This is a genomic window from Pseudomonas paralactis (assembly GCF_001439735.1).
Taxonomy (GTDB): Bacteria; Pseudomonadota; Gammaproteobacteria; order Pseudomonadales; family Pseudomonadaceae; genus Aquipseudomonas; species Aquipseudomonas paralactis.
The window spans coordinates 269,050-284,774 of the sequence record NZ_JYLN01000008.1; the positions used below are offsets into that span (position 1 = coordinate 269,050).

12 protein-coding genes are annotated in these 15,725 nt (G+C 58.3%); all 12 read right to left on the reverse strand.

Annotation, left to right across the window (positions count from 1 at the left end):
• Positions 1-426: 426 nt before the first annotated feature.
• The gene (locus TX23_RS20825) at positions 427-1,800 is read right to left on the reverse strand and encodes a Wzz/FepE/Etk N-terminal domain-containing protein (protein ID WP_082629668.1); all 1,374 of its coding nucleotides are present in this window, start codon (positions 1,798-1,800) and stop codon (positions 427-429) included.
• A 337-nt stretch (positions 1,801-2,137) separates the two neighbouring features.
• Positions 2,138-2,368 carry a lipopolysaccharide assembly protein LapA domain-containing protein gene (locus TX23_RS20830; RefSeq protein ID WP_057703826.1) on the reverse strand — a complete coding sequence of 77 codons (231 nt, stop codon included), beginning with the start codon at positions 2,366-2,368 and terminating at the stop codon, positions 2,138-2,140.
• 24 nt (positions 2,369-2,392) lie between these two features.
• Positions 2,393-2,689 (reverse strand): integration host factor subunit beta, encoded by a 297-nt coding sequence (gene ihfB / locus TX23_RS20835; protein ID WP_003189779.1) that lies wholly within the window; start codon positions 2,687-2,689, stop codon positions 2,393-2,395.
• 130 nt (positions 2,690-2,819) lie between these two features.
• On the reverse strand, positions 2,820-3,104 hold the full coding sequence (locus TX23_RS20840) for a hypothetical protein (protein ID WP_005786306.1): 285 nt from the start codon (positions 3,102-3,104) through the stop codon (positions 2,820-2,822).
• 160 nt (positions 3,105-3,264) lie between these two features.
• Positions 3,265-4,950 (reverse strand): 30S ribosomal protein S1, encoded by a 1,686-nt coding sequence (gene rpsA, locus TX23_RS20845; RefSeq protein ID WP_005786304.1) that lies wholly within the window; start codon positions 4,948-4,950, stop codon positions 3,265-3,267.
• Between the two features lie 120 nt (positions 4,951-5,070).
• Positions 5,071-5,760: a (d)CMP kinase gene (gene cmk, locus TX23_RS20850; RefSeq protein ID WP_005786302.1), complete on the reverse strand. Its 690-nt coding sequence runs from the start codon at positions 5,758-5,760 to the stop codon at positions 5,071-5,073.
• Positions 5,757-7,967 (reverse strand): bifunctional prephenate dehydrogenase/3-phosphoshikimate 1-carboxyvinyltransferase, encoded by a 2,211-nt coding sequence (locus TX23_RS20855; RefSeq protein ID WP_057703853.1) that lies wholly within the window; start codon positions 7,965-7,967, stop codon positions 5,757-5,759. The genes cmk and TX23_RS20855 overlap by 4 nt, the downstream gene beginning before the upstream one ends.
• Positions 7,968-7,995: 28 nt before the next feature.
• Positions 7,996-9,108, reverse strand: coding sequence for a histidinol-phosphate transaminase (hisC, locus tag TX23_RS20860; RefSeq protein WP_057703827.1), 1,113 nt, complete (start codon positions 9,106-9,108; stop codon positions 7,996-7,998).
• 9 nt (positions 9,109-9,117) lie between these two features.
• Positions 9,118-10,212: a prephenate dehydratase gene (pheA, locus tag TX23_RS20865; RefSeq protein WP_003172650.1), complete on the reverse strand. Its 1,095-nt coding sequence runs from the start codon at positions 10,210-10,212 to the stop codon at positions 9,118-9,120.
• A complete protein-coding gene (gene serC / locus TX23_RS20870) occupies positions 10,212-11,297 on the reverse strand; it encodes a 3-phosphoserine/phosphohydroxythreonine transaminase (RefSeq protein ID WP_057703828.1) in 1,086 nt (361 codons plus the stop codon). The genes pheA and serC overlap by 1 nt, the downstream gene beginning before the upstream one ends.
• A 183-nt stretch (positions 11,298-11,480) precedes the next feature.
• The gene (gyrA, locus tag TX23_RS20875) at positions 11,481-14,135 is read right to left on the reverse strand and encodes a DNA gyrase subunit A (protein WP_032892792.1); all 2,655 of its coding nucleotides are present in this window, start codon (positions 14,133-14,135) and stop codon (positions 11,481-11,483) included.
• A gap of 424 nt (positions 14,136-14,559) precedes the next feature.
• A complete protein-coding gene (gene mtnA / locus TX23_RS20880; RefSeq protein WP_057703829.1) occupies positions 14,560-15,630 on the reverse strand; it encodes an S-methyl-5-thioribose-1-phosphate isomerase in 1,071 nt (356 codons plus the stop codon).
• Positions 15,631-15,725 lie beyond the last annotated feature (95 nt).

The window sequence follows — 15,725 nt, forward strand, 5'->3', positions numbered from 1 at the left end:
TTTGACACTCCCAAGATACCGGTGCTGATGCAGCTTGAGATTGCATCTGCCCCCCCAGAAGCGACGGGACAGGCTGTCCTATGAAATATTCTTGCAAAAAATCCAGTGAAACGACGTTCCCGGGGCTACACAAGGCCGTCAGTCGCTCCCATGTCGCCCCGAAAAACTCAAAGCATTCGGTCGCTCACCAAGATCACGCCCCCCCCCTCTGGCCCTGTCCCAGATTTGAGGCATTTAAGCCATATTTGGTTCCAGGGATTGCTCACTGGTTTAAAAATCATCTAAAAAAAGCAAGTCTGATGAGCAGCACCAAAAATGACATCATAATGATATCAACTAGCAACCAGAACGAAGATATATAAAGTCATTCAAGCAGTCCCTTGACACTACCATACGAATCAAACGCCGCCCCCACTAACCCGCCGACTAACGCGTAGCGTCGAAAAGCGCAGGCTGGGCACTGCCATGGCTCAAGGTGCTTTCCACAGCGGGAAGGCTGAATCCATCTGCTCGCCTATCCTGACAACTTCTCAAATTTAAAAAATAGCGGCATACAGCACTAAAGATCCCCAGCAACACCCCGAGGAAGGCTCCCAAAATGACAATTAGAAGCTTATTGGGCTTAATTGGACTCGTGGGCTCAACTGCCTGCTTATCGATAGCGACCAGTTGTAAGTTCCCCATATCCATATTCAAATTGTGCAATCGAGCAATTTCTGCACGCATAGGCTCTACACCTTTAAGAAATAGATCCTCGTTCTTCCTCTGATTTAATACCTCGATCTGCCTATTAGACTGAAGCAATTGAAGTTCGTTGGCGATCTGCGCAATACGCTGCTCTGTAAAATCATCTGACTTGCGCTGCAATAATGCCGCCCTTTCAGCCTCTAACGCGTCAACACCCATAAAATACAACGGGACCTGCTGATTGTTAATCTCAGTGCGCATCATGCTGACTGCCTCACCTCGTTCACTCTCTCCCAGCGATGACGGGGTAGATGGTTTCCTAATACCCAAAGACTTTGCAATTCCTATTGCCTCGCTGAGCTGCGCCATTCGATCCGTACGGCGCGTTTTCAACTGTATCCTGAGAGCCTTAAGCTCGTCTTGCAACTGCGCCCGTCTCAGCGCGTCAGCCTCCGTCAAAAGAGCGATCCTCGCTTCTTTTTCAGCGTTGTAACCTGAGCGGGCGGCATCCAGCTTGCCTTTAATCTCATTCAGTCGGTTTTTTACAATCACATCAAGGTCTGCAGCAATCTGATTTCGCTCTCTCGTGATAGCGTAATCTACAAGGCCGTTGAGGATAGCAACACCATCCACCCCTTTCGGGTAGTTCATTTCCATTTGAATATAGGCATTCAACGAGTCCGCTTTTTTTGCATCGCTCGATAGAAGCCTGACTGAATTACGATTAAATGCCTCAAAAGACTGTTCCAGGGTGCGGCCAGGCTGTTCAAATGACTTAAATAGCTTCTGATGTTCTCGAAAAAAACCAAGACGAGTCTCATACGACTCCAGAGAAGCCCCCACCTTCGTCAGAGCTTCGTCTGGCGGGAGCCTATAAATTTCCGAGCGATTCAGGGCATCGAGCGCATTGATAGCAGAAGGGCGCAAAACAGTTGTCACCCGATACTCAGGCGTGGCAATAAACGCGTATGCGGCAGCCAACAAGATTGCAAATATAGCAACAGCTAAAATCAGTTTTCTCTCTTTCCAAATAGCTTGGGAAAGCTCGACAACGTCAATCTCCCTCGACGGGGAAGTGGGAGGGGCGGGGGGGGCGCGGAAGCTACTACTCACAACAAAAACCTGCCTTCAAAGAGAAACTGCGGGCTCGTTATGCAGACAAAATTGCGTATTTTTTATTCTAATTGGATGACCGCCAAAACCCAGCGTCTCTGCCAAATTTTGAGCGCACAAAATGCCTGTTATCGAGAACAGATTCCATTCTGCCATCTCTTTAGCATATTACAAGTCTTGACATGTCTGTCGGACGTTTCTGAATTCCCCAAGAGAACTGTCGCAACCAGCGGGAATAGGTAGCGAGGCAACTCAAAGCGCTCGACATGCCTAGATTTCTGACAAACGGTCTCAAACACCGCCCATCTCCATCACAATGCCAGCTAAGACTACCCCCCTAAACCACCGCCTTACCCCGACGCCTACGCACAACCACCCCCAACACCGGGCCAATCAACATCCCTACGATCAAAGCCACCACCACAAACACCGCCACCGGCATCTGCGCAGTACTCCAGCCCAGGAACGACAGCGCCACGCCCTGCTGGTTCTCCAGCACAAACGCCAAAATCACCAAAGCCGCCAGCACTGCACTCAATACCGCAACAACGCGCTTAACCCCACGCATACCCTTCTCCTTCCCCAAAGACACTCAGACGCCTTCTTCCTCTTCTTCGTTCACCCGATCGCGCAATTCCTTGCCCGGTTTGAAGTGGGGTACGAATTTGCCATCAAGGCTGACGGATTGGCCGGTTTTTGGGTTGCGGCCTACGCGCGGTGCGCGGTAGTGCAGTGAAAAGCTGCCGAAGCCGCGGATTTCGATGCGATCTCCGGTGGCCAGGCATTGGGACATTTGCTCAAGCATGGTCTTGATAGCCAGCTCCACATCCTTGGATGAGAGCAGCCCTTGATGGGTGACAATTCGTTCGATCAACTCCGACTTCGTCATATTTTTCCCTTCTTTTTCAAGCAGCTAGGAAAAGCGCTCCGAAGGTTTTAGCATGAGTTGATGAATTTGAACAGCCCATATGTCAACTTATCTGAGGCTAAATAAACACGCTCAGCGCGCAGCCAACCCCCTACTTACAGATCACCAACATCGTCCGCGTCACCGCGCCAGCCGGGTTCCAGCCGAACAGGTAGTCGCCCTCTTCGTCCTCGGCGTCACTGGAGCGGGTGATGACTTTGTAGCCCTGCATCTTGCACTCACGGGCGGCACGCTTCTCGCACTTCTCCCATTTGTTGCCCAAGCCAGAGCAGTCGATCTCTATGCCGCTGACGCCGCGCTTGGCGTGGGTCTTGGCGCTAGTGGAGGAGCAACCGGCAAGCACCACCAATGCAAGTATTACGATAATCCTGTTCATTCAAACCCTTATTGAGTCAGCAACGCGAAATAGCCGTTTTTAAAACTATAGTCAGTTCTGACAGTGGGCTGAACGCCTTCGTTCGGTGCAGTTGCTTCATCAAATTTCAGGCACAAAAAAGGGCGACCGAAGTCGCCCTTTTTCAACAGCTTTACAGAACTTAGTTCTGCTTGGCCATTGCCTGGCGCAGCAGTGCCGCCATGGTGGTGTCAGCAGCAGCTTCCGGAGCAGCTTCTTTCAAGCTCTGGATAGCTTCTTTCTCTTCCACTTCGTCTTTCGACTTGATGGAGAGTTGGATCACGCGGCTCTTGCGATCAACGCTGATGATCTTGGCTTCTACTTCCTGGCCTTCTTTCAGAACGTTGCGCGCGTCTTCAACGCGGTCACGGCTGATTTCGGAGGCTTTCAGAGTCGCTTCGATATCGTCGGCCAGAGTGATGATGGCGCCTTTAGCGTCAACTTCTTTCACAGTGCCCTTAACGATTGCGCCTTTGTCGTTCTCTTGAACGTACTCGGAGAACGGATCGCTTTCCAGCTGCTTGATACCCAGGGAGATGCGCTCGCGCTCTGGGTCAACCGACAGGATAACGGTGTCCAGCTCGTCGCCCTTCTTGAAACGACGAACAGCTTCTTCGCCAACTTCGTTCCAGGAGATGTCGGACAGGTGAACCAGGCCGTCGATGCCGCCGTCCAGACCAATGAAGATACCGAAATCGGTGATCGACTTGATGGTGCCGGAGATTTTATCGCCCTTGTTGAACTGGCCAGAGAAATCTTCCCATGGGTTAGATTTGCACTGCTTGATGCCCAGGGAGATACGACGACGCTCTTCGTCGATGTCCAGAACCATAACTTCCACTTCGTCGCCGACTTGTACGACTTTCGAAGGGTGGATGTTCTTGTTGGTCCAGTCCATTTCGGAAACGTGTACCAGGCCTTCAACGCCTTCTTCCAGCTCAGCGAAGCAGCCGTAGTCGGTCAGGTTGGTAACACGCGCGGTCACGCGGGTGCTTTCTGGGTAACGGGCTTTGATAGCGACCCATGGATCTTCACCCAGTTGCTTCAGGCCCAGGGAAACACGGTTGCGTTCGCGATCGTATTTCAGAACCTTGACATCGATCTCGTCGCCAACGTTGACGATTTCAGAAGGATGCTTGATACGCTTCCAAGCCATGTCGGTAATGTGCAGCAGGCCATCGACGCCACCCAGATCGACGAATGCGCCGTAATCGGTGAGGTTCTTGACGATACCTTTGACTTGTTGGCCTTCCTGCAGGGATTCCAGCAGAGCTTCACGCTCGGCGGAGTTCTCTGCTTCCAGCACGCTGCGACGGGAAACGACAACGTTGTTGCGCTTCTGGTCGAGCTTGATGACTTTGAATTCGAGTTCTTTGCCTTCCAGGTGCGTGGTGTCGCGCACTGGACGAACGTCGACCAAAGAACCTGGCAGGAACGCACGGATGCCGTTAACGTCGACAGTGAAGCCGCCTTTAACCTTACCGTTGATAACGCCCTTGACCACTTCTTCAGCTGCGAAGGCTGCTTCGAGAACAATCCAGCATTCAGCGCGCTTGGCTTTTTCACGGGACAGCTTGGTTTCACCGAAACCGTCTTCAACCGAGTCCAGAGCAACGTGAACTTCGTCACCGACATTGATAGTCAGGTCACCAGCATCGTTGTAGAACTGTTCCAGCGGGATCAGAGCTTCAGACTTCAGACCAGCGTGAACGGTTACCCAGCGAGCTTGGTAATCGATATCAACGATAACACCGGTGATGATGGAGCCTGCCTGAAGGTTCAGGGTTTTTAGGCTTTCTTCAAAGAGTTCCGCAAAGCTTTCGCTCATTTTAATTCCTGTTGATAAGGGCGAAGAATACGCCCATCTCCACACCCCAGACGGTGTGGGTCAGTTTCAGTTAAAAGAAGCCACCGCAGGACTATGACTGGTCCCCTGCGGCCTTCTTGATCACCCGGCGATATCGCGAATGGCGATTTCACTCATGATGCGTTCCAGCACCTGCTCGATGGACAGCTCCGTGGAATCCAGCTGTATGGCGTCAGCCGCCGGCTTGAGCGGGGCTACCGCACGCTGGGTATCACGCTCATCGCGTGCACGGATCTCATCTAGCAGACTCGACAGACTAACACCATCGACTTTGCCCTTCAACTGCAAGTAGCGGCGGCGCGCTCGCTCCTCGGCACTGGCAGTGAGGAAAATCTTCAACGGCGCCTCGGGAAACACTACCGTGCCCATGTCGCGACCGTCGGCCACCAGGCCCGGCGGCTCCTGAAATGCGCGTTGGCGCTGTAGCAAAGCCTCACGAACCGCCGGTAAAGCGGCCACTTGGGAGGCGCCGGCACCGATGCTCTCGGTACGGATCACATCACTGACTTCATCGCCTTCCAGGATGATGCGTTGCAATTGACCGTCGGTCGCCGCGATGAACTGCACATCCAGATGGGCGGCAATTTTCGTCAGCAACTCTTCGTTGGTCAGGTCGACGCCATGGTTGCGCGCCGCGAATGCCAGCAGGCGGTACAGCGCGCCGGAGTCGAGCAGGCACCAGCCCAGGCGCTTGGCCAGGATGCCGGCGATGGTGCCTTTGCCCGAGCCGCTTGGCCCGTCGATGGTAATCACCGGTGCTTTGATATTCACAATTGAGCCTCTTGGGCAACACGGATGCCAACGTGGGCACACAGTGTAAGAAAGTTCGGAAAAGACGTAGCAACATTGGCACAGTCACGAATACGAATCGGCGCCGCCGCCCGCAAGGAGGCCACGCTGAACGCCATGGCAATGCGATGATCGCCATGGGCGTGCACTTCACCGCCGCCCATCGGGCCACCGTCAATGATAATCCCATCAGACGTGGGTTGGCACTTCACACCCAGGGCCAGCAGACCGTCGGCCATAACCTGGATACGGTCCGATTCCTTGAGCCGCAGCTCCTCGGCACCGCGTAACACGGTGCGCCCCTCGGCGCAGGCAGCAGCAACAAACAATACGGGAAACTCATCGATCGCCAACGGCACCAACGCCGCGGGAATCTCGATGCCCTTCAAGGCGGCGGCCCGAACACGCAGGTCGGCAACAGGCTCGCCGCCTACCTCGCGCGGGTTTTCAAGGGTGATATCAGCCCCCATCAGCCGCAGAATATCGATCACACCGGTGCGGGTAGGATTGACGCCGACATGCTCAAGCAGCAGCTCCGAGCCTTGGGCAATCGACGCCGCCACCAGGAAAAACGCCGCAGACGATATATCCCCAGGCACTTCAATGTGAGCAGCCGTCAGCCGATGGCCCGACTCCACCGATGCCGTCGCGCCCTCCACCGCCACCGGATAACCAAAGCCACGCAACATGCGCTCGGTATGATCGCGGGTCGGGGCAGGTTCGGTGACTGCGGTTTTACCTTGCGCATACAAGCCAGCCAGCAACAGGCAGGATTTAACCTGCGCGCTGGCCATCGGCAACGCGTAAGTCAGGCCCTTGAGCGCCTGCCCGCCACGAATGGTCAGCGGCGGACGCCCTTCAGGACCGGTCTCGATTACCGCACCCATTTCCTGCAGCGGCTTGGCCACACGACTCATGGGGCGCCTGGACAGCGATGTATCGCCGGTCAGGACGCTATCGAAGCTTTGCGCCGCCAGCAAACCCGCCAACAGGCGCATCGATGTACCGGAGTTCCCCAGGTAGATCGGCCCCGGCGCTGCCTTCAAGCCGTGCAGGCCAACCCCATGAATGGTCACTCGCCCATGGTGTGGGCCTTCAATCACCACGCCCATATCGCGAAACGCCTGCAAGGTCGCCAGGGCATCTTCGCCCTCAAGGAAACCTTCCACCTCGGTGACGCCATCAGCCAATGAACCCAACATGATGGATCGATGGGAGATCGACTTGTCACCCGGCACCCGAATGCATCCGCTCAAGCGGCCACCCGGGTTGGCGATAAAAGTCAGCTCATCGGCATTCACTGCGGTTTCCATATAGGCCCGGCGCGCCAGGATCTTGCTGAAATGCTCACGCGCCACCCGCGCCCGAGTGAACACACCCAGTAACTGATGACCATCACCCGCATCCACCGCGTCACGCAAGGCGTCGAGGTCACTGCGGAACGTGTCGAGGGTGCGCAACACCGCTTCGCGATTGGCGAGAAAGATGTCATGCCACATAACCGGATCGCTGCCGGCGATCCGCGTAAAGTCGCGAAAACCACCGGCGGCGTAGCGGAAAATCTCAAGGTTCTCGTTGCGTTTGGCCAACGAATCCACCAGGCCGAATGCCAGCAGATGGGGAAGATGACTGGTCGCCGCCAACACTTCATCGTGGCGCTCGACCTGCATATGCTCCACATCCGCGCCCAGCTCGCGCCAGAGCCGATCCACCACAGCCAACGCCGCCGGATCAGTCTGCGCCAGCGGCGCCAGGATCACCTTGTGCCGACGGAACAACTGCGCATTGGATGCTTCCACCCCGCTCTGCTCGGAACCGGCAATCGGATGGCCCGGCACAAAGCGCGGCGGCATGACGCCAAACGCCAATTGCGCCGCGCGCACCACGTTGCCTTTGGCACTGCCGACGTCCGTGAGGATCGCTTGCCCCAGGTCCATGCCGGCCAATACGGCGAGCAATTTCTCCATGGCCAGGATCGGCACCGCAAGCTGGATCACATCCGCGCCCCGACAAGCGACTGCCAGGTCCGCCTCACAGCGATCCACCACACCCAATTCCACCGCCAGCTTGCGCGATTGCGGGTCAAGGTCGACACCCACCACTTCGCCACACAGCCCGCTTTCACGCAGGCCCTTGGCGAAGGAACCACCGATCAATCCCAGACCGACCACCACCAGGCGACCGATCATAGGCACAGCAGGTTGCAATGCAGTGACATCAACCACGGGCCAGAACCTTGGCCAGAGCCTCCAGGAAGCGGCTGTTCTCGGCCGGCAAACCGATGGTGATACGCAGGTGGTTCGGCATACCGTAGTTGGCCACCGGACGCACGATCACGCCTTCGCGCAGCAAGCCCTGAAACACCGGCGCAGCCTCTTGGCCGAGGTCGACGCAGATGAAGTTGCCCTTGGACGGAATCCATCCCAGGCCCAACTCGCGAAAGCCGTCCTGCAACTGCAACATGCCGCTTTCGTTGAGGCGACGACCCTCTTCCAGGTACTGAGCATCCTTCACCGCCGCACAGGCGGCCGCCAGGGCCAGGCTGTTGACGTTGAACGGTTGGCGCACGCGGTTCAGCACATCGGCCACCACTGGGGTGGACAAGCCATAACCGACCCGCAACGACGCCAGGCCGTAAGCCTTGGAGAACGTACGCGACACCAGCAGGTTCGGGTAGGCCGCGAGGAAATCCAGACCATCAGGCAGGTCGCTGCCTTCGGCATACTCGATATAGGCCTCGTCCAGCACAACCAGCACATGCTCCGGCACATCCTGCAGGAATTCGTTCAGGGCCTGCTCATCGAACCAGGTGCCGGTCGGGTTGTTCGGGTTGGCGATAAACACCACGCGGGTGTGCGCATCGATCGCCGCCAGCATTGCCGGGAGGTCGTGCCCCCAATCCTTGGCGGGAATGACTCGCGCATCAGCCCCCACAGCCTGAGTCACGATCGGGTAGACCGCAAATGCGTGCTCACTGAACACGGCATTCAAACCAGGCGCCAGGTAGGCACGGCCGACCAGTTCAAGGATGTCGTTGGAGCCATTGCCCAGGGTCACTTGGTTCAGCTCGACCCGGCACTTCTCCGCCAGCAGCGACTTGAGCGCAAAACCGTTGCCGTCGGGATAACGGGTAAGCTCGGCAAGCTCTTCACGAATCGCCGCCAACACTTTGGGGCTCGGGCCCAGCGGGTTTTCGTTACTCGCCAGCTTAACGATTTTGGACGGGTCCAGATTCAACTCACGGGCCAGCTCGTCCACAGGCTTGCCTGGAACGTAAGGCGAGAGTTGTTGCACGCCCGGCTGCGCCAGGGCGAGGAAGTTGCCACTCATGTCAAAGCCTCACAAAACCGCTTTCGGGTAAGAGCCCAGCACCTTGAGTGCCACGGCTTCCTGACTGATCTTTTCCAGCACGCCCTTGACCAGCGGGTCGCGGTGATGGCCGATGAAGTCGATAAAGAACACGTAGGTCCATTTACCGCTGCGCGAAGGACGAGTCTCGATGCGCGTCAGGTCAATCCCGTTATCGTGAAATGGCACCAGCAACTCATGCAGCGCGCCGGGTTTGTTGCTCATGGAAACGATAATTGAAGTCTTGTCGTCGCCGGTGGGCGGCACTTCCTGGCTGCCGATCATCAAAAAGCGCGTGGAGTTGTCCGGGCGGTCTTCGATTTTCTCGGCCAGGCGCGTCAGGCCGTACAGGCCCGCGGCCATATCGCCAGCAATTGCCGCCGAGTTCCACTCGCCCTTGACCCGCTTGGCCGCTTCGGCGTTGCTGGACACCGCCACGCGCTCGACATTCGGGTAATGGGCGTCCAGCCACTTACGGCACTGGGCCAGGGACTGAGCGTGGGAGTAGATACGGCTGATGCTATCGGTCTTGGTGTTTTCACCCACCAGCAGGTGGTGGTGGATGCGCAGCTCGACTTCACCGCAGATCACCATGTCATGCTCAAGAAAGCTGTCCAGCGTGTGGTTGACCGCGCCTTCAGTGGAGTTTTCCACCGGCACCACGCCAAAATTCACCGCACCGGCTGCCACTTCGCGGAACACTTCGTCGATAGCAGCCATCGGCTTGCTGATCACCGCGTGGCCGAAGTGCTTCATGGCCGCCGCCTGGGTGAAGGTGCCTTCAGGGCCGAGGTAGGCCACTTTCAGCGGCTGCTCCAGCGCCAGGCACGAAGACATGATTTCACGGAACAACCGCGCCATCTCTTCGTTGCCCAACGGGCCCTTGTTGCGCTCCATCACGCGCTTGAGCACCTGGGCTTCGCGCTCGGGCCGGTAGAACACCGGCACTTCGCCTTCGGCCAGGGACGCCATTTTCACCCGAGCCACTTCCTGGGCGCAGCGCGCGCGCTCACTGATCAGCTCCAGGACTTTCTCGTCCAGGCTGTCAATGCGTACGCGCAGGGCTTTGAGTTCTTGCTCAGACATTAGCCGTGTTCCTTTTCGAACTCTGCCATGTAGGCAACCAGCGCGTTGATGGCGTGGATGTCGACAGCGTTATAAATGGAGGCGCGCATACCGCCTACCGAGCGGTGGCCCTTGAGGTTCAGCAGGCCGCGCTCGTCGGCACCGGCCAGGAACGGCTTGTCCAGGCGGTCATCGGCCAGGCGGAACGGCACGTTCATCCACGAGCGATCGGTGAGGTTGATCGGGTTGCTGTACAGGCCGCTGGCGTCGATGAAGTCGTACAGGGTGCGCTTCTTCTCTTCGTTCAACTTGCCCATGGCCGCCACACCACCCTGCTCCTTGAGCCACTCAAACACCAGGCCCGAGAGGTACCAGGCGAACGCCGGCGGGGTGTTGTACATCGAGCCGTTATCGGCCGCGACCTTGTAGTTGAGCATGGTCGGGCACAGTGAACGGGCGCGACCCAGCAGGTCTTCGCGGATGATATTGACCAGGATGCCGCTCGGGCCGATGTTCTTTTGCGCGCCGGCGTAGATCATGCCGTATTTGGACACATCGATCGGGCGCGAGAGGATGTCCGAGGACATGTCGCACACCAGCGGAACGTCACCAACTTCAGGCACCCAATCAAACTCCAGGCCACCAATGGTTTCGTTCGCGACGTAGTGAACGTAGGCCGCGTCCTTTGTCAGTTTCCACTCGTTTTGACCTGGAATGGCGAAGTAATCGTAGGGCTTTGCGGTACCCGCCACATTAACGTGGCCGTAGCGCGAAGCTTCTTCAATGGCTTTCTGCCCCCAGATACCGGTGTCGATATAGTCGGCAGTGCCGTCTTCAGGCAACAGGTTCAGCGGGATCTGGGCGAACTGCTGGCTCGCCCCACCTTGCAGGAACAACACTTTGTAGTCGGAGGGGATGTCCAGCAAGTCGCGCAGATCCTGCTCGGCCTTGGTGGCGATGGACACAAACTCATCGCTGCGATGGCTCATTTCCATCACGGAGAGGCCTTTTCCATGCCAGTCGAGGAGTTCACCCTGCGCACGCTGCAGGACTGCTTCAGGAAGCGCCGCGGGACCGGCACAGAAGTTATAGGCTCTCTTGCTCACATCCAATCTCACTCTGATCTGGTGGGGCTGCAATCATGTCAGCAACGCCCTCATTCTGGAGCGGGCATCTGTGGGAGCTGGCTTGCCTGCTCCCACATGGACCGCGTCCAGGCAAAGGGCGCTGTGTTTCATACGGGACAAACAACAAGGGGGCGAATCTTCATCCGCCCCCTGTGTGTCCGCTTATTCCTGCGGTTCTTCTTCGTCTGCGGCAGCGTCGAGGGTTGGCTCGTCAACGTTGTCATCGCCAGCTGCGATCACCTCGCCTTCAAATTCCTCACCTTCGAGCTCTTCGCCTTCGACTTCCGATGGCTCCTGCACACGCTCCAGACCAACCAGCTTCTCGTCCTTGGCCAGCTTGATCAGGGTCACGCCCTGGGTGTTACGGCCCAGGCTCGACACTTCAGCCACACGGGTACGCACCAGGGTGCCCTGGTCGGAGATCAGCATGATCTCCTCGCCATCGAGCACCTGCACCGCGCCGACCAGACGGCCGTTGCGGTCGTTGCTGACCATGGCGATCACGCCCTGGCCGCCACGCTTGTACTCCGGGAACTCGCTGATGGCAGTACGCTTGCCATAGCCACGCTCGGAAGCGGTGAGGATCTGGCTGCCTTCTTCCGGGATCAGCATCGAAATCAGCTTCTGCCCTTCCGGCAGGCGCATACCGCGCACACCGCGGGCGGTACGGCCCATGGCGCGCACGTCGGATTCCTTGAAGCGCGTAACCTTGCCGCCATCGGAGAACAGCATGACTTCGCGCTCACCATCGGTAATGGCCGCGGAAATCAGTACGTCACCTTCGTCCAGCTCCAGGGCGATCAGGCCCACGCTGCGTTGACGGCTGAAGGATTCCAGCGGGGTCTTCTTCACGGTGCCCTTGGCGGTGGCCATGAAGATGAAATGACCTTCGGTGTATTCCTCGACCGGCAGCATGGTGGTGATGTATTCATCACTGTCCAGCGGCAGCAGGTTGACCAACGGACGGCCACGGGCGGCACGGGAGGCTTCCGGGATCTCGTAGGTTTTGAGCCAATACACCTTGCCCTTGCTGGAGAACAGCAACAGCGTGGTGTGGCTGTTGGCGACCAGCAGGTGAGCGATGTAGTCCTCATCCTTCACGCCGGTAGCCGATTTACCTTTACCGCCACGACGCTGGGCCTGGTACGCAGCCAATGGCTGGGTCTTGGCATAGCCACCGTGGGAGATGGTCACCACGCGCTCTTCTTCCGGGATCATGTCACCCAGGGTCAGGTCCAGGCGTGCATCGAGGATTTCGGTGCGGCGCACGTCGCCGTATTCGGCACGGATCACTTCCAGTTCTTCGCGGATCACTTCCATCAGGCGCACGGCGCTGCTGAGGATGCGGATCAACTCGCCGATCTGGTTGAGGATCTCCTGGTACTCGGCCAGCAGCTTCTCGTGCTCAAGACCGGTCAGGCGGTGCAGGCGCAGTTCCAGAATGGCCTGGGCCTGCTCCGGCGACAGGAAGTACTTGCCTTCACGCAGGCCGTATTGCGGGTCCAGGGTCTCCGGACGGCACGAGTCGGCACCGGCACGTTCAACCATGGCCACCACGGCGCTGGATTCCCAAGGCGTGCTGATCAACGCTTCCTTGGCTTCCGACGGGGTTGGCGAGGCCTTGATCAGGGCGATCACCGGGTCGATGTTCGACAACGCAACCGCCTGGCCTTCCAGGATATGGCCGCGCTCGCGGGCCTTGCGCAGTTCGAACACGGTACGGCGGGTCACCACTTCGCGACGGTGACGCACGAAGGCTTCCAGCAGGTCCTTGAGGTTCAGGATGCGCGGACGGCCGTCGATCAGGGCAACCACGTTGATACCAAACACGCTTTGCAGCTGGGTCTGGGCGTAGAGGTTGTTGAGGATCACCTCAGGCACTTCGCCACGACGCAGCTCGATTACTACGCGCATACCGTCTTTGTCGGACTCGTCGCGCAGCTCGGTGATGCCTTCCAGCTTCTTCTCTTTAACCAGCTCGGCGATCTTCTCGATCAGACGTGCCTTGTTCAGCTGGTACGGGAGTTCGGTGATGACGATCTGCTGGCGGCCACCGACCTTGTCGATGTCTTCGATCATCGAGCGGGCACGCATGTAAATGCGTCCGCGACCGGTGCGGTAGGCTTCGATGATGCCGGCGCGACCGTTGATGATCGCGGCGGTCGGGAAGTCCGGGCCGGGGATGTACTGCATCAGCTCATCGACGGTCAGCTCGGGGTTGTCGATAAGCGCCAGGCAACCGTCGATGACTTCACCGAGGTTGTGCGGCGGAATGTTGGTGGCCATGCCCACGGCGATACCGCTGGAACCGTTGACCAGCAGGTTGGGGATCTTGGTGGGCATGACGGCCGGGATCATTTCAGTGCCGTCGTAGTTCGGCACCCAGTCCACGGTTTCTTTGTGCAGGTCGGCCAGCAGCTCGTGCGCCAGCTTGGTCATGCGCACTTCGGTGTATCGCATGGCCGCGGCGTTGTCGCCGTCGACCGAACCGAAGTTGCCCTGGCCGTCTACCAGCAGGTAGCGCAGGGAAAACGGCTGCGCCATCCGAACGATGGTGTCGTACACCGCAGTGTCGCCGTGAGGGTGATACTTACCGATCACGTCACCGACAACACGGGCAGATTTCTTGTACGGCTTGTTCCAGTCGTTACCCAGCTCGCTCATCGCGAACAGCACACGCCGGTGCACGGGCTTCAAGCCATCGCGCGCATCAGGCAGTGCCCGACCGACAATTACGCTCATCGCGTAGTCGAGGTAGGACTGTTTCAGCTCGTCTTCGATATTGACCGGGAGGATTTCTTTGGCCAGTTCGCCCATGAGAAGCCTGATTCCTTTTTCGGGTGAAACCTCGTCACATCCATTCGGGACGAACGAAGCTCGCCGCTGCCGGCACGGTGCCTGACAACGACTTACGACAAATCAACGAGTTATGACACGGATCTGCGCGTTATAGGCAACCCCTCGGGGCAGCCCTGGAAACCGCCGGATGTTATCACAATCGCCGCCACGCACCTATCCCCCTGATGCGCATGGAGGCTAGTAATTTGACGGGTGACAGGCTTGAAGGGGACGAGAGGGGCTCAGAGGTGGGGTGATGCTGTTTTTTGAGGGTGGATCCGAGGGTTTTATTGACTTTCGAGCCCAATCGGGGGCTAGCCCCCTCCCACACTTGAATTGTGAACACAGTCAAAATGTGGGAGGGGGCTTGCCCCCGATTGCTATCTCACAGACACCAAAGCCCTCAATGCAGGCGCTTACGGCACATCAACCTGGCCAATTTGGCAGTATCCGGCCGCTCAACCACGCCCTTCTCAGTCACGATCACATCAATCAAGTCAGCCGGCGTCACATCAAACACCGGGTTAAACGCATCAACCTCCAGGCGCTGCCCCATGACGTCCAGCAGCTCAGCGGGATCGCGCGCCTCCAGTGCAACATCATCGCCAGTAGCCATCATCAAATCGAGCGTCGAACTCGACGCCACCACCATAAAGCGCACGCCATGGTGCATGGCGCAAACGGCCAGCTGGTAGGTGCCGATCTTGCTGATCACATCGCCATTGGCGGCAATACAGTCGGCACCGACCACCACCCAGGTCACGCCTTTGGTCTTGAGGATGTGCGCCCCGGCGGAGTCGGCATTCACCGTCACCGGGATGCCCTCGCCCGCCAACTCCCACGCGGTCAGACGCGAGCCTTGCAGCCATGGGCGGGTTTCGTTGACATAGACCTGCTCGACCAGCCCTTCCAGGAACGCCGCGCGAATCACGCCATGGGCCGTGCCGACCCCGCCTGTGGCCAGCGCGCCGGTGTTGCCATGGGTGAGGATCGCCTGGGCGTTGCCCTGGTGCTTGCGAATCCGCTCCATGCCCAGTTGGGCCATGACCACATTGGCCTCGCGGTCGCTTTCATGAATCGCAATGGCTTGGGCTTCCAGCACGGCCACCGGATCGGCGTGCGGCTTGAGGCGGTCCAGGCAGTCGCGCATGTTCTTGAGGGCCCAGAACAGGTTCGACCCGGTCGGGCGGCTGTCGGCCAGCAGTGCGTAGTCTTCCTCCCACGCCGCTTGCCAGTCGCCGCCCTCGGCAATGCGTTCACGGGCGGCCAGTACCAGGCCATAGGCGGCACTGATGCCGACGGCCGCCGCGCCCCGCACCAGCATCGAACGGATGGCCTCGGCCACCGCCGCGACGGTATGGCAGGCCACCCAGCTCTCCCGGGACGGCAACACGCGCTGATCGAGCAGGTACAGCGCGCCGTCACGCCAATCGATGGCCTTCACTTTCTCTGCAGCCAACAGTCGGTCGCGCATCCCTTACCCCGCACTTATGAACAAAAGCCGCGGATTATAGCGATCCGCCAGCCAGGACGCTCGGGTATACTTCGCCCTTCTTTTATAGCTGCCCG